This window comes from Nonomuraea sp. bgisy101, assembly GCF_057708945.1.
Window position 1 is genome coordinate 12740 of sequence record NZ_JBYITD010000004.1, and the last position, 21305, is coordinate 34044.

Below are 21305 nucleotides of genomic sequence, written 5' to 3' on the forward strand. Positions count from 1 at the left end.
TCGCCCCGTGACCGAGGGAGAAGACAACAGCCGTCCTGGTCACGCTCCTCGCGCGGACCCTGCCCTTCCCCTGGACCGGCGCCCCTGCCCGCCGACCTGGGACGACCGGCCGAGGACCTCGGTTTGAAGCCGTGGGAGACGGCCATGCTCAGCTAGGGGGAGGTCGTTCGAGAGAGGACTTGATCGCGGTGACAGCACTGACGCAGGAGACGCTGGCTGCTCTTCCCGAGGAGGTGGCGGTCCCCGCCTATGACCGGTCGGGGCTCACCGCCGGCATCGTCCACGTCGGGGTGGGCGGGTTCCACCGTGCGCACCAGGCGATGTACCTCGACCGGCTGATGAACGAGGGCAAGGCGCACGACTGGGCGATCTGCGGTGTCGGGGTCCTCCCCGGAGACGCGCGGATGCGAGACGCGCTGGCCGCGCAGGACGGCCTCTACACGCTCGTGCTCAAGCATCCCGACGGATCACGCGAGGCCCGCGTCATCGGTTCGATCACCGAGTTCCTCCTCGCGCCCGACGATCCTGAGGCGGTCATCGAGAAGATGGCCGACCCGGCGGTGCGCATCGTGTCGCTCACGGTCACCGAAGGCGGCTACAACATCCACCCGGTCACCGGGGAGTTCGACGCTGACGCCCCGGCGATCCGCGCCGACCTGGAGCCGGGCGCGGTCCCCTCGACGGTCTTCGCGCTCGTCACCGAGGCACTGCGCCGCAGGCGTACCCGAGGAGTCGCGCCGTTCACGGTCATGTCATGCGACAACATCCAGGGCAACGGGGATGTCGCGCGCCGCAGCTTCACCGCGTTCGCCAGGCTCGCCGACCCCGATCTGGCGGCCTGGATGGAGGACGCCGTCGCGTTCCCCAACTCCATGGTCGACCGCATCACTCCTGTGACCACCGACGAGGACCGCGCGTCCGTGGCCGGGCGGTTCGGTGTCCGCGACACGTGGCCGGTCACCTGCGAGCCGTTCACGCAGTGGGTGCTCGAGGACCGGTTCGCCGCCGGACGTCCCCCCTTGGAGGAGGCCGGGGTCCAGGTCGTCGCGGACGTGGAGCCGTACGAGCTGATGAAGCTGCGCCTGCTGAACGCCGGGCACCAGGCGTTGGGCTACTTCGGCCATCTCATGGGCCACCGCTACGTCCACGAGGCGGCCACCGACCCCGCGCTCGCGCGGTTCGTGCTCGACTACATGGACATCGAGGCCACGCCGACGCTCCGGCCGGTGCCGGGGGTCGACCTGGACCTGTACAAGCGGACCCTCATCGAACGGTTCGCCAACCCCGAGGTGCGCGACACACTGGCGAGGCTGTGCGCCGAGTCGTCGGACCGGATCCCGAAGTGGGTGCTCCCCGTCGTACGCGAGCAGCTTGCCCGCGGCGGCGAGATCACGCGCGCGGCCGCCGTGGTGGCCAGCTGGGCGCGCTACGCGGAGGGCGCCGACGAATCAGGCGAGCCGATCACGATCGTCGACCGGCTGAGGGACCGGCTGACGGTGATCGCGAAGACACAGCGCGAACGGCCCACCGCCTTCATCGACAACCGGGAACTCTTCGGCGATCTCGCGGGTGACGAGCGGTTCGTCGAACCGTATCTGCGCGCGCTCGAATCGCTGCACGAGCGGGGTGCCCGTGCGACGGTCCGGGCGCTCGCGGGAATGCCCGCGTGAGCGCGCGGGGCCGCGCCGCCGAGCGGCCGTGAGCGTGCCGTGTCGTGCCGGCGTGCGCGGGCAGGCGGGTCGAGCGGGGCGTCGTCGGCCGCAGGGCGGGCCGGGTCAGGGCGCGTGCCGGGTGTACTGCTCCCTGATGACGGGACGGTGGTCGGGCGCCGGTTCGGCCGCGATGGACAGCGGCCACCGCGGACGCGTGCCGGTCAGCGCCCACGCCGCCTGGGTCGCCGCCCCGTCCGCGACGTACTCGCCGGGCCGCGGCACGACGACCGGCGGCTCGAACGTCTGGGCGGCGATGGCCTGAACGGCGGCGTTCTGGGCCGCCCCGCCGATCAGCAGGATGCGGCCGGTTTCGACGCCCTGCCCGCGGACGGCTTCCAGACCGTCGGCGAGCCCGCACAGCATGCCCTCGATGGCCGCGCGTGCCAGGGCCGGTCGCGTCGTGGATCGCAGCGTCAGCCCGAACAGCGTGGCCGTGGCGTCGGGCAGATTGGGCGTGCGCTCTCCCTCGAAGTACGGCAGGAGCACCAGGCCGTGCGAGCCGGGAGGAGCCTCAAGCGCCAGCAGGCCGAGCCGATCGTGATCGACGTCGAGGACGCCCGCCACGGCGTCCAGCACGCGGGCCGCGTTCAGTGTGGCGACCAGCGGCAGGAACAGGCCGGTGGCGTCCGCGAATCCGGCGACGGTGCCCGTGCTGTCGCTGGTCGGACGGCCGGTCACGGCGAAGACGGTGCCGCTGGTCCCGATCGACACGACGACGTCGCCGCGGGCCGCGCCGAGGCCGAGGGCTGCCCCCGCGTTGTCACCGGCGCCCGCGCCGACGACGATCGAGGTTCCCGCGGCGGTGCCCGCGCGTTCGGACGGCCCGAGGATCCGCGGCAGGGTCGCCGCGTGCCCGAGGGCCCGCTCGAAGAGCTCGAGGTCGTACTCGCCGGTGGACGGGTTCCAGTACGCGGTGCCGCTCGCGTCGGACCGGTCTGTGACGAGTTCCCCGAGCTCCGGTCCGAGCGGGCTCGAGGCGGCCGGGCCGTATCCGCGCAGGCGCCAGGTCAGCCAGTCGTGCGGCAGCGCGACGGCGGCGACCTTGGCGGCGTTGTCGGGTTCGTTGTCGCGCAGCCAGCGCAGTTTGGCGGCGGTGAAGGAGGCCACCGGTACGGTCCCCGTCCTCCCGGCATAGGTCTCGGCGCCCGTCTCGGACACGAGGTCGCGCGCGGCGGCGGCCGATCGCGTGTCGTTCCAGAGCAGCGCGGGCCGGATGACTCGGCCGTCGATGTCCAGGGCGATGAGGCCGTGCTGCTGTCCCGCTATCGCGATCGCCGCGACGCCGTCGAGTCCCTCCGCCCGGCTGATGGCGGTCCGCAGCGCCTGCCACCAGTGCTCTGGATCCACCTCGGTGCCGTGCGGGTGGCCCGCCCTGCCGGAGCGGACGAGATCTCCGGTCGCGGCATCGCGGATCACGACCTTGCAGTTCTGGGTGGACGAGTCGACGCCCGCGACGAGTGTCATTGCCGCCTCATTCGCTGAGCTCAGAGCCGCGATCCAAGCAGACGACGGCTTATGCGGCTAATGGAGTCAAAATATCATATTTATTGCGAGATTTTCTCACATATATGTTTACACACCCTTTTTACGCGGAGTAAACCGGCCTCAATGCCCTTACCTGCTGGAGTACGGGGGTGAAGTGGACAGTGGACCGCTATCCGCCCGAGCCGAGTAGGCGTGCCGTCCTTCGTGGCGCGCTGGCCGCAGGGGCGGCGCTCGCCGTGTCCGGGGGCGTGAGCTCCTGTGGATCACGCGAAGACGCGCCCCGAACGGCCGCCGGCGACCAGTGGCGCCAGTTCCAGGGCGCCACGCTGAACTTCATCTCGGAGAACACCGCTCCGACCGCGGCCATCGCCGCGAACACCCGCCCGTTCAGCGATCTGACGGGCATCGAGGTCAGGATCGTCACCCTGGAGCTGACCGCGCTGGTCCAGCGAGTCGCCCTGGACCTGGCCTCGGGACGCGCGCAGTATCAGGTGATCTACGCCGACCCCTACCAGGTGCTCGCGCCGTACCAGCGGGGGCTGGTGGACCTGCGGACGTTGCAGGCCGACCCGAACCTGCCCGACCTGCCCGGCGGCGTGGCGGACTTCATCCCCGCCCAGATGGACGCCGCCGGCCGGTTCGTCGATCCTCAGGCGGTCTACGCCCTGCCGTACGACGCGCCGACGATGATCTGGCAGTACCGGCGCGACCTGTTCGACAAGTACCGCGACCGCATGGCCGACGACCTCGGATTCGACCCCACCCCGAGCAGTGCGCGGACGTGGGAGGAGTACTTCGGGATCGCCCAGTGGTTCAACAAGAACGCGACCTCGGACGTCAGGTACGGCACCGGCCACCAGGCCCGCCAGCACGACTCCCTGATGAACGACTTCAGCAACGTGCTGTGGTCCTACGGCGGGGACTACTTCGACAACGGCAAGCAGGTGGGACGGCTGGGCTCTCGCGACCCCGGGCCGTGCCGCCTCGACTCCGCCGCCGCGATCGCGGGCGCCGAGTTCTACCAGCGGCTGCTCAGCATCGCCGATCCCGCTTCCACGACGTGGGACTGGGACGGCGTGGGCGCCGCCTTCCGCGGCGGCCGGCTGGCGATGTGCCCGAACTGGCATGAGTTCGCGGCCAGCAACGAGCAGGTCATGCCCGGCAAGGTCAGCTACTCCGCGCTGCCCAGGGGACCGGTCAGCACGGCCAACATGTACGGCGGCACGGGCCTGGGGATCAGCGCGAACACGCTGCCCCACGAGCGCGGCGCGGCCTGGCTGTTCCTGGTGTGGGCCACCTCGCCGGGCACGCAGCTGGCCAACCTCAAGAGCAAGGCCGGCGGCGGCACTCCCACGCGTACCTCGGTGTACGAGCTCCCGGAGGTGCGCGCGGCCGAGAAACGGCCTTCGCCGATGCCCAACATGCTCACGGCCGCCGCCGTTCGCGAGGCATGGCAGGCCGACAGGATCGGCCTGCGGCCGAAGATCCCGATGTGGAACGAGTGCAACACCGCGATCTTCACCCAGCTGTCGCGCATGCTCACCGGAGGAGCCTCTCCGGAGGAGGCGATGCGTTCGATCAAGTCACGGGTGGACCAGATCGTGGCCCGAGGGTGGGTGGCCTAGATGACGCACGCCGCGGACTACTCATCGGCGATCGACCGGCCGAGGCAGCCGAAGGCCACCGCTCCCAGGGAGCCGCGCATCGGCTTCGAGGGCAAGATGATGTCACCCGGCCTGCTCCTGCTGGCCGCGCTGTCGATCGTGCCGTTCCTCGCCCTCATCGCGATGAGCTTCTCCCATGTCCGGCTGCTCGGCGGAGTCCGGCTCGACCTGGTGGGCCTGACCAACTGGGTGCGCTTCTTCACCGACGCGGACATGTGGATGTCATGGCTTCGCACGATCGTCTACTTCGTCCTCACCGTCGGTCTGGAGATGGCTCTGGGCGTGGGCATCGCGCTGTGCCTGTTCCGGGTGCTGCACGGCCGGAACATCCTGCTCAGCCTGCTGCTGCTGCCGATGTTCGCCGCGCCCTCGATCGTCGGGCTGCTGGGCCGCTACCTCACCGACTCGACCTTCGGGCTGTACGCGTGGGTGCTGCGCTCCCTCGGCTACACCGGCGACATCCTCGGCAGTCCCATCAGCGCCTTCGCCGCCGTCGTGCTGATGGACGTCTGGGAGTGGACTCCGCTGATCGCCCTCATCACGCTCGCGGGACTGTCGAGCGTGCCGCAGTCGGTGCGGGAGGCCGCCGCCGTCGACGGCGCCCCAGGGTGGATGACCCTGCGCTACATCATCTTCCCTGCGATCTCCAACGTGCTGCTCGTCGCGCTGCTGATCCGCTCGATGGACGCCATCCGCTACTTCGACATCATCTGGGTCACCACCAACGGCGGCCCCGCGGACGCGACCAAGATCGTCCCGGTCCGGCTGTACGAGACGGCGTTCCGCTTCTTCGACCTCGGCTACGCCGCCGCCATCGGCCTGGCGATGCTGGCCTTCTCGATCTTCATCGCCCGCACCTTCGTGCGCCTGCTGGACGTCAGGGGGTTGACCCGATGAGCACCGCACAGGTCGCGCAGACGAACGGCGGGGCGGTCACCGCCGCCCCTCGCGGGGTGCCGCAGTCGCCGCTCGAGGCGAGCACCAAGAGCACCCGGTGGGTGGTGGCGCTGCTCCTCGTCGTGGCCATGCTATGGACGCTGATCCCGCTGGCGTGGATGCTGCTGTCGTCGTTCAAGAACCCGACGGACGTCACCGCGCCCACGCCGCAGTTCGTGTTCGCACCGACCCTGGACAACTACCGCAACCTGTTCACCGGCTCCAACAACCTCTGGCCGTACATCCTGCACAGCGTGCTCGCCGCCGGGATCTCCGCGGTGCTCGCGGTCGGCCTGGGAGCGCTCGCTGGGTACGGCCTGGCCAGGACCCAGATGCGCGGCAAGCGGCACCTGGCCTTCTGGATCATCTCGACCCGCATGGCGCCCATCGCGGCGGTCGTGGTCCCGCTGTTCATCATCTTCCGCGGGATCGGCCTGATCGACTCGATTCCCGGGTTGGTGCTGGCCTACCTGACCTTCAACCTGCCGTTCGCCATCTGGCTGATGAGCGCGTTCTTCGCCGAGGTGCCGCCGTCGCTGGAGGAGTCCGCGCTCGTCGCCGGCTGCACCCGGTGGCAGGCCTTCCGCACGGTCGTGCTCCCGCTGACGAAGTCGGGGCTGGTGACCACCTTCGTCCTGTGTCTCGTGTTCGCCTGGAACGACTACGCGTTCGCCGTGGTGTTCTCCGGACCGAACTCCCAGACGCTGCCCATCGCCGCCTCCCAGCTGGTCACCCAGACGGGCGTCGACTGGGGGCAGCTCACCGCGATCGGCACGATCGTGGTCGTGCCGATGATGCTCGCGGGGCTCGCCGTGCGCCGCTGGCTGGTCACCGGACTCACCCTCGGCGCCGTCACCGGCGAATAGGAGGAAAGCCATGCGCGCGGCCGTACTGCACGCCGTAGGCAGGGTCCTGCTGGAGGAGCGGCCCCGGCCGGAGCCGGGTCCCCGGGAGGTGCTCGTGCAGGTCTCCTCAGTGGGGACGTGCGGCTCCGACGTGCACTACTACGAACACGGGCGGATCGGCGACTTCGTGGTGACCTCGCCGCTGGTGCTCGGCCACGAGCCGTCGGGGACGGTGGTGGCCACCGGGCCCGGAGCCGGCCGCCACCACCCCGGGCAACGTGTCTCGCTGGAGCCAGGGGTGCCCGACTTCACCTGCCCCGAGTGCAGGGCGGGCCGGTACAACCTGTGCCCGCGGATGCGCTTCTTCGGCACGCCTCCGATCGACGGCGCCTTCTGCGAGTACGTCGTCGTGCACGAGGAGTTCGCCTACCCGGTGCCCGACTCCGTCTCCGATGACGCCGCCGCCCTGATCGAACCGCTGTCGGTGGGCGTGTGGGCCTGCAGGAAGGCCAGGGTCGGGCCCGGCACCCGCGTGCTCGTCACCGGCGCCGGCCCGATCGGGCTGCTGTGCCTGCAGTCCGCGCTCGCCTTCGGCGCGACTGACGTCCTGGTCACCGACGTCAATCCCGCCCGGCTGGCGATGGCCCGCGGCCTGGGCGCGAGCGAGACCCTCGACGTTCGCGAGAGCGGCCTGCGGGACGCCGGGTTCGAGCCGGACGTTCTGCTCGAATGCTCGGGCCATCCGGCGGCGATCGGAGAGGCCGTCCGCGCGGTGGGACGGGCGGGGCGGGTCGTCCTCATCGGTATGGGCGGGGACGAGATCCCGCTGCCGCTGTCCCATGTGCAGACGCGCGAACTCGAGGTGACGGGCACGTTCCGCTACGCCAACACCTGGCCACAGGCCATCGCGCTGGCCGCCTCGGGAAGAGTCGAACTGGACGCCCTGGTCACCGGTCACTACGGCCTGGCCGAGGTCGAGAAGGCGCTCACGGCGGGCGCCCGCGATCCCGAACTGGTCAAGGCAGTCGTCCGGCCGCAGGAGTGAAGACATGGCCAGGGCGCGCACCACGACCGCCGGCCTCGAGCAGAGGCGGCGGGCGGTGCTCGCCCGTGTCACGGAGGCGGGACGGATGGGAATCGCGGAGCTCGCGGAGGAGTTCGACGTCAGCCTGATGACCATGCATCGGGACCTGGACGCCCTCGTCGGCCGTGCGCTGCTGCGCAAGTCCCGCGGACAGGTGGCCACCGTCGCGGCCGTCCTGGTGGAGGTCTCCCCCGAGGTGCGCAGGTACGCGCGCCTGGCGGAGAAGGAGGCCATAGCCGAGGCCGCCCTGCGCGAACTGCCGCCCAGGGGAGTGATCCTCATGGACGACTCGACCACGCTGTTCCCGCTGGCCCAGCGCCTCGACGAGCGCGGCAGCTACACGGTGATCACGAACTCTGTGGAGATCGCCCGCATCGTCGCCGCCACCGAGCACAGCGACGCGATCCTGCTCGGCGGCGACTACCAGGGCGCCTTCGACTCCACGATCGGACCAGAGGTGTCACGCGCCCTGCAGCGCGTCCACGCCGACCTCGCGCTCATGTCGGCGGTGGCGGTCACCGGCGGCCGGCTCTACCACCCGGTTCAGGGCTACGCCGCGGTGAAGGAGGCGATGCTCGACGCGGCCCAGCGGCGTCTGCTGCTCGTCGACTCCTCCAAATTCGGCCGCCACGCCCCCTTCAGTCACCGCGACGTCAGCGCCTACGACACCGTGATCACTGATCAGGGTGTCCCGCAGGACGAGGAGCGAACCCTGCGCAAGCTGGGTGCCCGACTGCTTCTCGTCTCCGTCCACGACGGCCGGCCGACGGCCGCCGTCACAGAACCGCTTCCAGCCAACTCGTGAGGAGAAACCGATGGCCAGAGTTCTCTACGACGAGGCGACCCGCGTCTACCCCGGATCCGCACGGCCCGCGGTGGACGCCCTCGACCTCGACATCACCGACGGCGAGTTCCTGGTCCTCGTGGGTCCGTCCGGCTGCGGGAAGTCCACCTCCCTGCGCATGCTCGCGGGCCTCGAGCGAGTCGACGGCGGGCACATCAGCATCGGCGAGCGCGACGTCACCCACCTGCCGCCGCGCGACAGGGACATCGCGATGGTGTTCCAGAACTACGCGCTCTACCCGCACATGTCGGTGGCCGACAACATGGGCTTCGCCCTGCGGGTGATGAAGGCGCCCAAGGAGGAGCGCGACCGGCGGGTACGTGAGGCCGCCCGCCTGCTGGACCTCGAGGAGTTCCTCGACCGCAAGCCCAAGGCCCTGTCCGGCGGGCAGCGGCAACGCGTGGCCATGGGCCGGGCGATCGTGCGCGAGCCGAAGGTGTTCCTCATGGACGAGCCGCTGTCCAACCTGGACGCCAAGCTGAGAGTGCAGACCCGCACCCAGATCGCCGCTCTCCAGCGCAGGCTCGGGGTGACGACGGTCTACGTGACCCACGACCAGGTCGAGGCCATGACGATGGGCGACAGGGTGGCCGTCCTCAAGGACGGGATCCTTCAGCAGGTCGACACGCCGTTGCGGCTCTACCAGCACCCGGCCAACGTGTTCGTCGCCGGCTTCATCGGCTCGCCGTCGATGAACCTGGCCGAGTACCGGGTCGAAGGCGACGAGGCCGTCCTCGGCGACATGCGCGTCCGGCTGAGCCGCGAGACGCTCAAGGCGCTCAAGGAGGAGGGCAGCGACCGCGTCATCCTCGGCTTCCGGCCCGAGGGCGTCGACGTGGTCGGCGAGGGAGACGCCGGCACGGACGGCTCGACCTTCCCGATCACCGTCACGGTGGTCGAGGAACTCGGCTCGGACGCCTTCCTCTACGGCCAGTACGCCGGCACGACCGACCCGGCGCTGCGCGACCAGACGGTCATCGCACGCGTCGACCCCAACGCGCCCCCGGCCAAGGGCGAGCAGGTCCGGCTGCGCATCCAGCCCGGCAAGGAACGGCTGTTCTCCGCGGTCACCGGCCAGCGGCTGTCCACCTGACCGCCGCCACCACGACAGGGAGCCCAGCACATGATCGTGTCCTGTGGTGAGGCTCTGGTCGACCTGGTCCCGCGGCAGGACGGCGAGAGCTACGCCGCCAGGCCCGGAGGGAGCCCGGCCAACGTCGCCGCCGGTCTCGGCCGGCTCGGCGTCGAGGTCGCGCTGCTCGCCCGGATCGCGGACGACGGGTTCGGCCGGCTCCTGCGCGCGCACCTGACGGACTCGCGCGTCGATCTGAGCATCGCCGTCCGCGCCGACGAGCCGACGACACTGGCCGTCGTCACGCTCGGCGCCCAGGGCGCGGCCGAGTACGCCTTCTACGTCGAAGGCAGCGCCGACGGCGCCTGGAGGCCTGACCAACTGCCGCCTGAACTGCCCGGCAGTGCCTGCTGCGTGCACGTGAGCGGGTCGCTCGCGCTGGCCGTACCGGCCATGGGCGACACCCTGGAGTCGCTGCTGCTGCGGGAGCGAGCGCGGCGCACGCTCACCCTCGACCCGAACCTGAGACCTCGGCTCGCCCGCGATCCCGCCCTCCTGCGCGCGCGGCTGGATCGCTGGATCGGGCTGGTGGACCTGGTCAAGGTGAGTTCCGACGACCTCGCATGGCTTACGCCCAGCGAGCCGGTCGAGACCGTCGCGGCCCGCTGGCGGGAGCGCGGACCCGCCCTCGTCGTCGTGACCCGCGGGGCCGCGGGCGTCCACGCGCTCGGCCCCGATGGGCCGATCGACCTGCCCGCGCGGCAGGTGCGGGTCGCCGACACCGTCGGCGCGGGGGACGCGTTCATGTCCGGCCTGCTGGCCGCCCTCTTCCGGGACGACAGGCTGGCCAGGGACCGGCTCGCCACCATTCCTGTCGACACGCTGACCGCGGCGCTCACCTACGCCCAGCGCGTCGCCGCCCTCACCTGCACCCGCGTGGGCGCCGAACCGCCCTGGCGACACGAGATGGACGCGGAGCCCGCCCGCTGGTCAGGCCATTGACGGGGTGGAGCCCTCCGGTCGTGGCGCTCTCGTGCAACCGGGTGAAGCGGAGCGGGGTTCAAGGGAGGCGTGGAGGGCGGAAGTCGCCTCTCCCTTGAAGCTCACTCAGGACAGGAGCCCGGCATGACTGCGGTTTTGAACGGCAAGGCGGCGCTGGTGACCGGCGGCAGCCGCGGTATCGGCGAGGCCGTCGCGCTCCGGCTGGCCGAGGACGGTGCGGACGTGGCGGTGACCTACCAGCACAGCCATGACCAGGCCCGCGCCGTCGTGAAGCGGGTCGAGGCGCTGGGACGCCGCGCCGTGGCCTTCCAGGCGGACGCCGGCGACCCCGAGGCCGTGACGGACACGGTGAGCCGGGTGGCAGCCGAGTTCGGCCGGTTGGACGTCCTGGTCAACAACGCGGCTGTGTTCCCCTTCGGTCCTCTTCAGGACGTGCGGCCCGAGGACTTCGACCGGGTGCTCGCCGTCAACGTGCGCGCGCCGTTCATCGCCGCCCAGATCGCGGCAGGGCACATGACCGAAGGCGGGCGGATCATCAACATCGGCAGCTGCCTGGCCGGGCGTACGCCCTTCCCCGGCGTCACCCTCTACGCCTTGAGCAAGACCGCCCTCACCGGGCTGACCAAGGGGCTCGCCCGCGACCTGGGCCCGCGTGGCATCACCGCCAACGTGATCCACCCCGGCCCGATCGACACGGACATGAACCCGGCGGACGGGCCGGGCGCCGACGCTCAGAGCGCCTACACCGCCCTCGGACACTACGGGCAGCCGGCGGACATCGCCTCGACCGTCGCCCACCTGGCCGGCGAGGGAGGCCGGTACATCACGGGCGCCTCCATCGCGGTGGACGGCGGCGTCACCGCCTGACGCCCCGCCCCGATCCGGCGCGGGCGCGCGGCCGGATCGGGATCCGCGGCCGCGGGTCCAGCGTGGAACGCGGCCGCCTGCTTCCGGCCTTCCCCCGCCCCGGACATGGACGGTGGGAGAATGAGGTGATATGGGCAGTATGGGAGTCAATGCCAGAAATCATGTGGTGGTGACCGGGCGGGCGGACGGGCCGACGGTGATGCTGTCCCATGGCTTCGGCTGCGACCAGAACCTGTGGCGCCTGGTGGCACCGTCGCTGGCCCGGGACTTCCGGGTGGTGTTGTTCGATCATGTGGGGTCTGGCCGGTCGGACCTGTCGGCCTGGCAGGAGGAGCGGTACGCCACCCTGGACGGCTACGCCGACGACGTGCTGCGGATCTGCCGGGAGCTGGAGCTGTCACAGGTGGTGTTCGTGGGGCACTCGGTCAGCGCGATGATCGGGGTGCTCGCGGCCATCCGGGAGCCGGAGCGGTTCGCGAAGCTGGTGCTGCTGGTTCCCTCGCCCTGCTACATCGACGACGACGGCTACCGGGGTGGGTTCAGCCGGGCCGACATCGAGGAGCTGCTGGAGTCGCTGGACAGCAACTACCTCGGCTGGTCGGCTGCCATGGCCCCGGTGATCATGGGCAATCCGGACCGCCCCGAGCTCGGCGAGGAGCTCACCAACAGTTTCTGCCGGACCGACCCGCGGATCGCCAGTGCCTTCGCCCGCGCGACGTTCCTGTCCGACAATCGCGCCGACCTCGCCCACGTGCGCGTGCCCACGCTGGTTCTCGACTGCGCCCACGACGTGATCGCTCCCCCCGAGGTCGGCAGGTTCGTCCATGCCCGGATCAGGGGAAGCCACCTGATCACGCTGCCCGCGACCGGCCACTGCCCGCAACTCAGCGCCCCGGAGGCCACCAGCGAGGCGATCGCCTCCTTCGCCGCCGGCGATCGTCGGACATGAACGGGCACGACCCCGGCGACGGTCCTGGCGAGGCGGCCATGTTCGCCTCGCTGCTGGAGGACAGCGCCGAGGACCTGTACGACAACGCGCCCTGCGGCTACCTGTCCACGCTCCTGGACGGCCGGATCGCCAAGGTCAACGCCACGCTGCTGACCTGGCTCGGCTACACCCGCGAGGAGCTGGTCGGCCGCCGGTCGTTCGCCGACCTGCTCACCGTCGGCGGCAGGCTCTACCACGAGACCCACTTCGCGCCCTTGCTGGCCATGCAGGGCGAGATCGGCGGTGTGGCCCTGGAACTGCGGGCCGCCGACGGCACCAGCCTGCCGGTCCTGGTCACCTCCACGGTCAAGACCGGCACCGACGGACAGCCCCAGCTCATCCGCACCACGATCTTCGACGCCTCCGACCGCCGCGCATACGAGCGGGAACTGCTGCGCGCGCGACACGAGGCCGAGCGCGAACGCGAGCGGCTCCAGCGCCTGGTCACCACGCTGCAGCGCAGCCTGCTGCCCCCCTCGCTGCCGGACGTGCCCGGGCTGGAGGCCGTCGCCCACTACCACATCGCCTCTCGCGACGAGGTCGGCGGCGACTTCTACGATCTGTTCCCGCTCACCCGCGACCGGTGGGGCTTCTTCCTGGGCGACGTGTGCGGCAAGGGCGCCGAGGCCGCGGCGGTGACCTCCCTGATCCGCTACACCCTTCGTGCCGCCGCCGCCTACGATCCCGACCCGGACACCGTACTGGACACCCTCAACGCCGCCCTGCACAGCGAGTACAGCGCCGACAACCCCCACTACTGCACCGCCATCTTCGGCATCCTCACCCCGGACGGCGACGCCTTCTCCGTCACGCTGGCCGGCGGCGGCCATCCCCCGTGCCTGCTGCTGAGCGCCGACGGCACCGCCGACTACCAGCCCACCACGAACGGCATGCTCATCGGCATCCTGCCCGGCGCCACGTTCACCACCAGGACGATCCGCCTGGCGCCCGGTGACACCCTTCTGCTGTACACCGACGGGCTGACCGAGGCCCGTACGGGGGCCGGCGGCGAGCGGTACGGAGACGAAGCCCTGCGCGCCTTCGCCACGCGCCTCGCCCCCACCACCGCGGCCGGGGCCATCAGCGCGCTGGCCGACCTCGTCGACGGCTTCGGCAACGGTCTGGACGACGACACCGCCATCCTGGCGCTCGGCGTGCCCCTGCCCGCGGAAGACCCACCATGACCGGCCTGACCAGCACCGTGCGAGGCGTCGACAGCGGCGTCGTGTTCGAACTCGCCGGAAGGCTGGACCACCACACCGCTCCCGAGGTCCGCCGGACGCTGGCGGACATCCCTCTGACGGCGGGCCAACTGCTCATCATCGACCTGTCGGGGCTCACGTTCTGCGACTCCAGCGGCATCGCCGCCTTCGTCGCCGCCCGCAACCACGCCACGGCCGCGGACGCGACCATCGCGATGGCCGCCGTGCCCGCCCAGGTCGCCCGCGTCTTGCGCCTGATCGGCCTCGACCGGGTCCTGTCCGCCTACCCCACCGCCCAGGCCGCGTCCGAGGAGTGGACTCGCACCGCCCACCGGCACCGCGACCACCGCCAGTGATCAACCGCACGGCAGGAGATCGCGTCGCCTCGACCTCACCCGCGTGCGGCGTGCTCGGGGACGGCACGCGTGCTCGACAGGCGAGGCCGCAACGTGGCGGGGATGAGCGGGCCTGGAGATGTCGTTCGTCAACGAGGACGACACCCGGCTCAACGGCGTGCGGTCGGGCCAGTATGACGCCACGCTCATCCGCCCCGAGCAGGTTCGACCGGATCCTGCTGTCGATGGTCGACGAGGTCGCCGCCAAGTACCGGCTGGCGGGTCCGCGGATGATGATGCACGGCTTCCCGGAGGCGGACAGTTCGCCCACCGCTTCCTCTACCTGCACCCTCACCGTGACCGAGAAGGACCCGCTGTGGGTCGAGGGCGCCGACGCGGCCGGCGCCACCAGGCTCGACCGCATCCAGAGCCTGCGCCGCAGCTTCGAGGCGGCAGGCATTCCGGTACGGCTCGACGTCGTGCCAGGGGCCGCGCACAACGGCTTCGACGTGCTCGATCACGTCCGTGACTTCTTCGCCAACGTGGAGGGCTGACCATGCCGTCGCTGGTCAAGATAGGCGTCGTCGAGCTGACCTGCGGGGTGCTGACGGGCTGGTTCATGGTCTACATCACCCGCACGCCTCGGGCCGAGCGGATCCGTCGCGGCCTGCGCGATCCTCGCAGAGTGCGGCAGCGGCACCTCGAGCTGCTCATGATGGGGACCATGCTCATCGCCATCGGCGCGGCAGTGCCGTCCGTTCCGATGCCGGCGCTGGCTCGCCGACCCGGGGCGAGGAGTCCGACCATGATTGTGGCCTGACCACAACCGGAAGCGGGTGCGTTGTGCCATGACCATCTTGGCCGACGTTCGGAGGCGGGAGATAGTCGTGGTCATGTGGACCCAGACCTACGGATGTGACCGTGCGACACAACAGTGACTACCTGCTCGACGACAAGGAGAGGATCAGGGCCCTCGTCCAGGACAATCCGTGGGCGACGCTCCTCAGCGGCACGCCGCGCGGCCTCGTCGGCTCCCACCTGCCGGTTCTGGTCGAGGAAGGCCCTGCGCTCTCGATCGTCGGCCATCTCGGCAGGCCCGACGACGAGGCGCATGAGCTCGGCGAGCACGAGGTCCTGCTGATCATCGCGGGTCCGCACGGCTACATCTCGCCCGGATGGTACGGCGGCGGCGGGCCCGCCGTACCCACCTACAACTACCTGGTCGCGCACCTCTACGGCCGCCCCGAACCGCTCGACGCCGCCGAGACCTACCGGGTGCTCACCGACACCGTCGACCGGTACGAGAGCGTGCGGCCCACGCCGTTCAGGGTCGAGGACGATCACGGGCGCAAGGTCGCGCGCGGTGTGACCGGGTTCCGGCTGCGACCGACCCGCGTGCTGGCCAAGGCCAAACTCAGCCAGGACAAGCCTGCCGAGATCGCGTGGCGCATCATTCAGGCGCTGGAGACCGACGCCGGCTATCGCAACCCCGAGCTCGCCAGGCACATGCGCCAGGTCCTGACCTCCGGGGAGAGCCGATGAACGACGGATGGACGCTGCTGCGCTCGGCCAGGCTCGGCCAGGCGGCGACGCCGGTCGACATCCTGCTCGGCGAGGGCCGGGTGGCGCGAGTCGAGGAGCGGATCACGCCCGAGAGCGGCTGGAACGTCCTCGACGTCGAGGGCCGCACCGTCGTGCCGGGACTGTGGGACCACCACGTCCACTTCGACCAGTGGACCCTGGCCAGGCAACGGCTCGACCTGTCGTCCGCCACGTCGGCGGCCGAGGCGGCGAGCCTGGTGGCCGAGAGACTGAGGACCAGGCCGCCCGAGCCCGGCCTGCCGCTGGTCGGCTACGGATTCAGGGACGCGATGTGGCCCGACAGGCCGCATCGCGACCTGCTGGACGCCGCCGCCCCGACGGACGTGCCGATCGTGCTGGTCAGCGGGGATCTGCACTGCTGCTGGGTCAACGCCGCCGCGGCGGAGAAGTACGGCCACGCCGGTCACCCCACCGGCATCCTGCGTGAGACCGAGTGGCAGGCAGTGGGCGAGGACGTCGCCAGGCTCCCCGAGCATCTGCTGGACGCCTGGGCCGACGAGGCCGCCACGGCGGCCGCCGCCCGCGGCGTCGTCGGCGTGGTCGAGCTGGAGGCGCCCTGGCACCTCGACGCGTGGGTGCGCAGGGTGCGCGCGGGCACCGTCTCGCTGAGGGTGGCGTGCGGCGTCTGGCCGGGCCGGTTGGAGGAGGCGATCGCCAGAGGGCTGCGCACCGGCGATGTCATCCCGGGGACCGGCGGGCTGGTCGAGATGGGCCCGTTCAAGGTGATCACCGACGGATCGCTCAACACCCGTACCGCCTACTGCCACGACCCCTACCCGGGGCTCGAGAACGCCGAGCACCCGCGCGGCATGCTGCTCGTGCCGCCGCACGACCTCATCCCGCTGATGCGCAGGGCCTGGTCGAACGGCCTGCGCCCGGCGGTCCACGCGATCGGCGACCACGCCAACACCCTCGCCCTGGACGCGTTCGAGGAGCTCGGCGCGCACGGCACCATCGAGCACGCGCAGCTGCTCAGCGACTCCGATCTGCCCAGGTTCGCCGAGCTCGGCGTGGTCGCCAGCGTCCAGCCCGAGCACGCGATGGACGACAGGGACGTGGCCGATCATCACTGGGCAGGCAGGACCGGCAGGGCCTTCCCCTTCGGCGCGCTGCTGTCCGCGGGAGCCGGACTGGCCCTCGGCTCCGACGCCCCCGTCGCCCCGCTCGACCCGTGGATCTCGCTGGCCGCGGCCGTCGACAGGAGCAGGGACGGCAGGAAGCCGTGGCACGAGGAGCAGGCCATCCCGGTGGCGGCCGCCCTGGCCGCCTCCACCCGCACCGGCCGGGTCACGCCCGCCGTGGGGGATCCGGCCGACCTGGTCGTGCTCGACGCCGACCTCTACACCGCCTCGACCGACCTGCTCAGACGGATGCCCGTCGCCGCCACCATGCTCGCGGGCCGGTGGACCTGGCGCGAAGGGATCTGACCCCGCTCACGCTCCCAGCAGCCTGACCCTGCAGGCCATCTGGAGGGCGAACCTCACGTCGGGGTCGTCGAGGTCGGCGTCCAGCGCCTCGGTGATCCAGCGCAGCCGGTAGGACACGGCGTTCGCGTGCAGGTGCAGGGCTCGCCCGGTCTTGGTGGGCGAGCCCTGGGAGTCGAGGAACGCCGAGAGCGTGACGACGCCGATCCAGGACCGTTCGGGACCCAGCGCGTCCAGGGGCGCCAGCAGTTCGGCCAGCAGGCCGCGAGACAGCGGCGAGGAGTAGAGGTCGGCGAGGATGCGCCGTAGCCCGCTGGCGTCGGTGTCGGCGATCGTCCCCCTCCTGCCCCTGACCGCCGCCGAGTCGGCCGCCACCCTGGCCTCGGCCGCCGACTGCCTGATGCCGTCGGGCCCGGCCTGGGGCGTGCCCATCCCGACCGTGACGAGCGCGTCCCCGCGCTCGGCCAGGGTGGCAAGCAGCGCCTGCATCTCCTGCCTGACCCGCCCGTAGAGGTGCGCGCCCGCGACCGGATCGGTGAAGACCACGATCAGGTCGCCGCTGAAGCTCGCCACGTGCCACATGCCGGGGCGGCCGTCCAGCGCCTGCAGCGCCGCCAGCTCCAGCGCGGCCAGCAGCTGCCGCTGCTGGAACAGGCCCGCGGGCGCGCCCTCGGCCGCCTCCACGCGCACCCAGGCCACGACGTGCGTCTGCTGGACGGGCAGCCCGGCCCGCTGCGCCTGCGCGCTGAGCTGCGGGAGCTGGGCCCGCTCCGCCAGGGCGATCTGCACGATCAGCTCCGCCCTGGTCATCGTCGCGGCGAAGCGCCGGTTGAGCTCGTTCTGCCGCACCCTGGACACCACCGCGGCCACGGCGGGAAGCGCCACGTGGGCGGCCTCGTCGTGCGTGCCCGCGACCACCTCGGCGACCGCCTGGTCGCCGATCACGACCGCGCCAGGGGAGTTCGGGGCCGTCGGCGCGTACTCCAGCAGGTCGACAGTGCATCCGAGCGCGTCGCCCGCGGCGGCGAGCACGGCCGCGACGGGGTCGTCGGAGGCCGCGTCCGCCGCGTTCTGGGCCGCCTCGATGGCCGCGGCCGCCCTGGCCAGCGCGTCTGACGCGCCGCCGCGCGCGTAGCGGTCGATCCGCAGCAGCAGCTCGGCGCCGTCCTGCGCCGTCTCGGAGCCCAGCACCGGAACCTGGGCCCGCTTCGCCAGGTGTTGCGAGGTCACCGGCAACCGCACGGGCCCGGTCAGGACGAGCGCCACCAGCCCCCTGTCGGCCGCGTGCCTGATCGCCACGTCCGCCTCGTAGCCGGTCAGCGCCGAGCCGGGCGGCTCCAGGATCACCACCAGGCTGCCCTCGGCCGCGTGCACCACCCCGGGAAGGGTGCTCACGGCGGTGACCTTCTCGATGGGACGGCCCGCCCCGGGCCCCGCGAGCAGGGTGAGCCCGAAGCGCACCGGATGCGCCAGCAGGTCGGCCACTGTCGGCGGCGTTTGTGTCATCGCCACAGTATGACCGCATACTGTTGGCTTCTGGTCATATTGGCTTCACGAACCGGCACCGCGCATAGTCGTCGGCATGCAGCTGAACGAGGCAGAACTGCCCGCGCTCGCTCGCGGATGTGCCGTGCTGGGGACAGGGGGCGGCGGTGCCGTCGAGACCGCCATCCCCAGCGCGATGCAGGCCATCCGGCGACACGGACCCGTCCCCGTGGTGCGCTTGGACGAACTCGGCGATGACGACCTGATCGTCCCGCTGTCCGGGATCGGCGCCCCCACGGTCGGACACGAGATGCTCATGAGCCTCGAACAGCCCCAGCGGCTGTGCGAGGAGATCGAGCGGATCCTCGGTCGGCGGCCGGCCGCGATCATGCCTGCGGAGATCGGCGGCAGCAACGGGGTCGAACCCGTCGCGTGGGCGGCGCAGGTCGGACTGCCGCTGCTCGACGCCGACGGTATGGGCAGGGCCTTTCCCGAAGTCCAGATGGTCTCCATGAACGTCGCGGGACTCCCTCTCGACCTCGTCGTGATGTCCGACGTGGTGGGCAACGTCGCCACTCTGCGCCCGGTGAGCGCGGTGTGGGCCGAACGGCTGGCCCGCGCGGTCTGCGTCGCGAGCGGCGCGTCCTCGTTGCTGTCCAGCTACGTCATGACGGCGGGGCAGGCCCGCGGCGGGCTGATCGAGGGCAGCGTCTCGGCGGCCATGGACATCGGCCGCAGCGTGGAGGGCGCGACTGACCCGCTGGCGGCGCTTCGCGACTGCCTCGGGGCCCGCGAACTGATCCACGGGAAGATCGTCGATGTCGAGCGGCGCACGGGCGGCGGCTTCGTCCACGGCTCGGTCGTGGTGCAGGGCACCGACAGCTGCCGCGGGCGGATGCTCAGGGTCGAGCTGCAGAACGAGAACCTGCTGGCCCTGGAAGACGGTGAGATCCTCGCCAGCGTGCCGGACCTGATCACGATCGTCGACACGCAGACCGCGGGTGCCATCTCCACCGAGATGCTCCGCTTCGGCCAGCGGGTCAGCGTCCTGGCCTGGTCGTGCGACCCTCTCTGGCGCACGCCCCGCGGCCTTGAGATCGCCGGCCCCGCCGCGTTCGGTTACGACATCGCCTATCGCCCCGTGGAGGAGCTCGCCCATGTCGGCCGCTGATTTCTCGCGTGACCTGAAGGTGGGAGTGGACGTCGGCGGCACCAACACCGACGCCGTCGTCCTCGACAGGTCTGACAAGATCCTCGCCTGGACCAAGCGGCCCACGAGCGTCGACGTCGCGGGCGGCATGCGCGCCGCGCTGGCCGACGTGCTGGCCCAGCTCGGCGACGACAGCGGCCGCGTCGGCAGGGTCATGCTCGGCACGACCCACGCCACGAACGCCATCCTGCAGCGCAGGGGCCTCGGCAGGGTGGCCGTCATCCGCATCGGCGCGCCCGCCACGACCGCGGTCCCGCCGCTCACGACCTGGCCCGCCGACCTCGCCGAGGCCGTCGTCGCAGGGTCCGTCATCGTCGAGGGCGGGCACTTCGTCGACGGATGGCCCATCGCCCCGCTCGACGAGGCGGGCGTGCGCCGCTTCCTCGGCTCGGTGGCCGGACGGGTCGACGCGGTGGCGGTGACGGGAGTGTTCAGCCCCGCGGTCGCCGACCAGGAACTCGCCGTCGCCGCGATGGTCGCCGCCGAGCTCAGCCCGGACCTGCCCGTCTCGATGAGCCACGAGATCGGGGCGCTCGGCCTGATCGAGCGCGAGAACGCCACCGTGCTGAACGCCGCTCTGTACGGCGCGGCGGGCGACGTCACCAACGCGCTCACCGCGGTCCTGGCCGACCGCGGCCTGGACGCCGCCGCCTTCTTCGCCCAGAACGACGGCACGCTGATGTCGCTGGACTACGCCGCGCGCTACCCGGTCCTGACCATCGGCTCGGGACCCGCCAACTCCATCCGCGGCGCCGCCTTCCTCGCAGGGGTCGAGGAGGCGATCGTCGCCGACGTGGGCGGCACGTCGACCGACTTCGGCGTGCTGGTGCGCGGCTTCCCCCGCGAGTCCGCGCTCGCGGTCGACATCGGCGGCATCAGGACGAACTTCCGGATGCCCGACATCCTGAGCGTCGCCGTCGGCGGCGGCACGATCGTCGCGGGCACGAAGGAGTCGCCTGAGGTCGGACCCGCCTCGGTCGGCTACCGCATCGCCACCGAGGGCCTGGTGTTCGGCGGGCGCACGCCGACGCTGACCGACGCCGCCGTACTCGCCGGCCGGGGTGAGGTCGGCCGGGTCACCCCCGCGCAGCGCTCGGCCAAGACCAGAGCGCTGCTCGACGCGGCGCTCGTCGAATCCGACGCGATGATCAGCGCCGCCGTCGAGCGGATGTCGCTCGGCAGGACCGACAGGCCTCTGGTCGCGGTCGGCGGTGGCGCCTTCCTCATCCCCGACGTGGTGGCGGGCGCGGCCGAGGTGCTGCGGCCCGAACACGCCGACGTCGCCAACGCCGTCGGCGCGGCCATCGCGCTGGCCAGCGGGCGATGGGAGACGCTCACGCCCGCCGGTGACGGGCGGCGCGCCGCCGTCGACGAGGCGTGCGACATGGCGGTCCGCAGGGCCGTACAGGCGGGGGCCGACCCCGAGTCCGTCAGCGTCGTGGAGATCACCGAGACCCCTCTGTCCTATCTCCTCGAACCCATGATCCGGATCAACGTCAAGGCGGCTGGGCCGCTGGCCGCGTGGTAGCGGCCCGTACTGCAGGAGGA

20 protein-coding genes are annotated in these 21305 nt (G+C 71.5%); 18 read left to right on the forward strand and 2 right to left on the reverse strand.

Translation table 11 applies throughout. The features are described 5' to 3' along the window. Nucleotides 1-188: 188 nt before the first annotated feature. A complete protein-coding gene (locus AC3EO4_RS08645; protein ID WP_431894717.1) occupies nt 189-1670 on the forward strand; it encodes a mannitol dehydrogenase family protein in 1482 nt (493 codons plus the stop codon). A 105-nt stretch (nt 1671-1775) separates the two neighbouring features. Here the strand turns inward: AC3EO4_RS08645 and xylB are convergent, their stop codons facing one another. Beyond that, the gene (xylB, locus tag AC3EO4_RS08650; protein WP_379577490.1) at nt 1776-3176 is read right to left on the reverse strand and encodes a xylulokinase; all 1401 of its coding nucleotides are present in this window, start codon (nt 3174-3176) and stop codon (nt 1776-1778) included. A 170-nt stretch (nt 3177-3346) separates the two neighbouring features. On the opposite strand from xylB, the gene AC3EO4_RS08655 reads away from it, so the two are divergent. From AC3EO4_RS08655 to AC3EO4_RS08725, 15 genes are all read left to right on the forward strand, one after another. Beyond that, the gene (locus tag AC3EO4_RS08655; protein ID WP_431894718.1) at nt 3347-4822 is read left to right on the forward strand and encodes an extracellular solute-binding protein; all 1476 of its coding nucleotides are present in this window, start codon (nt 3347-3349) and stop codon (nt 4820-4822) included. Next, complete coding sequence (locus AC3EO4_RS08660) at nt 4823-5758, forward strand: carbohydrate ABC transporter permease (RefSeq protein WP_379577494.1); 936 nt, start codon at nt 4823-4825, stop codon at nt 5756-5758. Next, nucleotides 5755-6663, forward strand: a complete 909-nt coding sequence (locus tag AC3EO4_RS08665) for a carbohydrate ABC transporter permease (RefSeq protein WP_379577496.1) — start codon at nt 5755-5757, stop codon at nt 6661-6663. The genes AC3EO4_RS08660 and AC3EO4_RS08665 overlap by 4 nt, the downstream gene beginning before the upstream one ends. A gap of 10 nt (nt 6664-6673) precedes the next feature. After that, nucleotides 6674-7687, forward strand: coding sequence for an NAD(P)-dependent alcohol dehydrogenase (locus tag AC3EO4_RS08670; protein WP_431894720.1), 1014 nt, complete (start codon nt 6674-6676; stop codon nt 7685-7687). A 4-nt stretch (nt 7688-7691) separates the two neighbouring features. Further along, nucleotides 7692-8531 carry a DeoR/GlpR family DNA-binding transcription regulator gene (locus AC3EO4_RS08675; protein ID WP_431894722.1) on the forward strand — a complete coding sequence of 280 codons (840 nt, stop codon included), beginning with the start codon at nt 7692-7694 and terminating at the stop codon, nt 8529-8531. Nucleotides 8532-8541: 10 nt separating this feature from the next. After that, the gene (locus tag AC3EO4_RS08680) at nt 8542-9663 is read left to right on the forward strand and encodes an ABC transporter ATP-binding protein (protein ID WP_379577502.1); all 1122 of its coding nucleotides are present in this window, start codon (nt 8542-8544) and stop codon (nt 9661-9663) included. Between the two features lie 30 nt (nt 9664-9693). Further along, complete coding sequence (locus AC3EO4_RS08685; protein ID WP_431894724.1) at nt 9694-10644, forward strand: carbohydrate kinase family protein; 951 nt, start codon at nt 9694-9696, stop codon at nt 10642-10644. A gap of 123 nt (nt 10645-10767) precedes the next feature. Beyond that, nucleotides 10768-11511, forward strand: coding sequence for an SDR family NAD(P)-dependent oxidoreductase (locus AC3EO4_RS08690; protein WP_379577506.1), 744 nt, complete (start codon nt 10768-10770; stop codon nt 11509-11511). Nucleotides 11512-11680: 169 nt separating this feature from the next. Then, entirely contained in the window at nt 11681-12460 is a 780-nt protein-coding gene (locus tag AC3EO4_RS08695) for an alpha/beta fold hydrolase (RefSeq protein WP_431894726.1), read from the forward strand. Further along, nucleotides 12457-13683: a SpoIIE family protein phosphatase gene (locus tag AC3EO4_RS08700; protein WP_431894728.1), complete on the forward strand. Its 1227-nt coding sequence runs from the start codon at nt 12457-12459 to the stop codon at nt 13681-13683. Before AC3EO4_RS08695 ends, AC3EO4_RS08700 begins: the two co-directional genes overlap by 4 nt. Further along, nucleotides 13680-14057, forward strand: coding sequence for an STAS domain-containing protein (locus tag AC3EO4_RS08705; protein WP_431894729.1), 378 nt, complete (start codon nt 13680-13682; stop codon nt 14055-14057). Before AC3EO4_RS08700 ends, AC3EO4_RS08705 begins: the two co-directional genes overlap by 4 nt. Before the next feature lie 173 nt (nt 14058-14230). Then, nucleotides 14231-14590: a hypothetical protein gene (locus AC3EO4_RS08710; RefSeq protein ID WP_431894731.1), complete on the forward strand. Its 360-nt coding sequence runs from the start codon at nt 14231-14233 to the stop codon at nt 14588-14590. 2 nt (nt 14591-14592) lie between these two features. After that, nucleotides 14593-14856, forward strand: a complete 264-nt coding sequence (locus tag AC3EO4_RS08715; protein ID WP_431894732.1) for a styrene oxide isomerase — start codon at nt 14593-14595, stop codon at nt 14854-14856. A gap of 101 nt (nt 14857-14957) precedes the next feature. Beyond that, nucleotides 14958-15578: an FMN-binding negative transcriptional regulator gene (locus AC3EO4_RS08720; RefSeq protein ID WP_379577518.1), complete on the forward strand. Its 621-nt coding sequence runs from the start codon at nt 14958-14960 to the stop codon at nt 15576-15578. After that, nucleotides 15575-17065 (forward strand): amidohydrolase, encoded by a 1491-nt coding sequence (locus tag AC3EO4_RS08725; protein ID WP_431894734.1) that lies wholly within the window; start codon nt 15575-15577, stop codon nt 17063-17065. Before AC3EO4_RS08720 ends, AC3EO4_RS08725 begins: the two co-directional genes overlap by 4 nt. Before the next feature lie 6 nt (nt 17066-17071). Here the strand turns inward: AC3EO4_RS08725 and AC3EO4_RS08730 are convergent, their stop codons facing one another. Further along, nucleotides 17072-18568, reverse strand: a complete 1497-nt coding sequence (locus tag AC3EO4_RS08730; protein WP_379577522.1) for a PucR family transcriptional regulator — start codon at nt 18566-18568, stop codon at nt 17072-17074. Between the two features lie 76 nt (nt 18569-18644). Here AC3EO4_RS08730 and AC3EO4_RS08735 point away from each other — a divergent pair, with 76 nt between their 5' ends. After that, nucleotides 18645-19718 carry an S-methyl thiohydantoin desulfurase family protein gene (locus AC3EO4_RS08735; protein WP_431894736.1) on the forward strand — a complete coding sequence of 358 codons (1074 nt, stop codon included), beginning with the start codon at nt 18645-18647 and terminating at the stop codon, nt 19716-19718. Beyond that, nucleotides 19705-21285 carry a hydantoinase/oxoprolinase N-terminal domain-containing protein gene (locus tag AC3EO4_RS08740; RefSeq protein ID WP_431894738.1) on the forward strand — a complete coding sequence of 527 codons (1581 nt, stop codon included), beginning with the start codon at nt 19705-19707 and terminating at the stop codon, nt 21283-21285. The genes AC3EO4_RS08735 and AC3EO4_RS08740 overlap by 14 nt, the downstream gene beginning before the upstream one ends. Nucleotides 21286-21305: the final 20 nt, after the last annotated feature.

Coding starts and splice junctions, on each gene's coding strand:
- AC3EO4_RS08690 (WP_379577506.1), top strand. CDS start 10,768: ATGACTGCGGTTTTGAACGGCAAGGCGGCGCTGGTGACCGGCGGCAGC.
- AC3EO4_RS08730 (WP_379577522.1), bottom strand. CDS start 18,568: ATGACACAAACGCCGCCGACAGTGGCCGACCTGCTGGCGCATCCGGTG.
- AC3EO4_RS08705 (WP_431894729.1), top strand. CDS start 13,680: ATGACCGGCCTGACCAGCACCGTGCGAGGCGTCGACAGCGGCGTCGTG.
- AC3EO4_RS08715 (WP_431894732.1), top strand. CDS start 14,593: ATGCCGTCGCTGGTCAAGATAGGCGTCGTCGAGCTGACCTGCGGGGTG.
- xylB (WP_379577490.1), bottom strand. CDS start 3,176: ATGACACTCGTCGCGGGCGTCGACTCGTCCACCCAGAACTGCAAGGTC.
- AC3EO4_RS08740 (WP_431894738.1), top strand. CDS start 19,705: ATGTCGGCCGCTGATTTCTCGCGTGACCTGAAGGTGGGAGTGGACGTC.
- AC3EO4_RS08680 (WP_379577502.1), top strand. CDS start 8,542: ATGGCCAGAGTTCTCTACGACGAGGCGACCCGCGTCTACCCCGGATCC.
- AC3EO4_RS08675 (WP_431894722.1), top strand. CDS start 7,692: ATGGCCAGGGCGCGCACCACGACCGCCGGCCTCGAGCAGAGGCGGCGG.
- AC3EO4_RS08670 (WP_431894720.1), top strand. CDS start 6,674: ATGCGCGCGGCCGTACTGCACGCCGTAGGCAGGGTCCTGCTGGAGGAG.
- AC3EO4_RS08700 (WP_431894728.1), top strand. CDS start 12,457: ATGAACGGGCACGACCCCGGCGACGGTCCTGGCGAGGCGGCCATGTTC.
- AC3EO4_RS08735 (WP_431894736.1), top strand. CDS start 18,645: ATGCAGCTGAACGAGGCAGAACTGCCCGCGCTCGCTCGCGGATGTGCC.
- AC3EO4_RS08710 (WP_431894731.1), top strand. CDS start 14,231: ATGACGCCACGCTCATCCGCCCCGAGCAGGTTCGACCGGATCCTGCTG.
- AC3EO4_RS08660 (WP_379577494.1), top strand. CDS start 4,823: ATGACGCACGCCGCGGACTACTCATCGGCGATCGACCGGCCGAGGCAG.
- AC3EO4_RS08725 (WP_431894734.1), top strand. CDS start 15,575: ATGAACGACGGATGGACGCTGCTGCGCTCGGCCAGGCTCGGCCAGGCG.
- AC3EO4_RS08665 (WP_379577496.1), top strand. CDS start 5,755: ATGAGCACCGCACAGGTCGCGCAGACGAACGGCGGGGCGGTCACCGCC.
- AC3EO4_RS08685 (WP_431894724.1), top strand. CDS start 9,694: ATGATCGTGTCCTGTGGTGAGGCTCTGGTCGACCTGGTCCCGCGGCAG.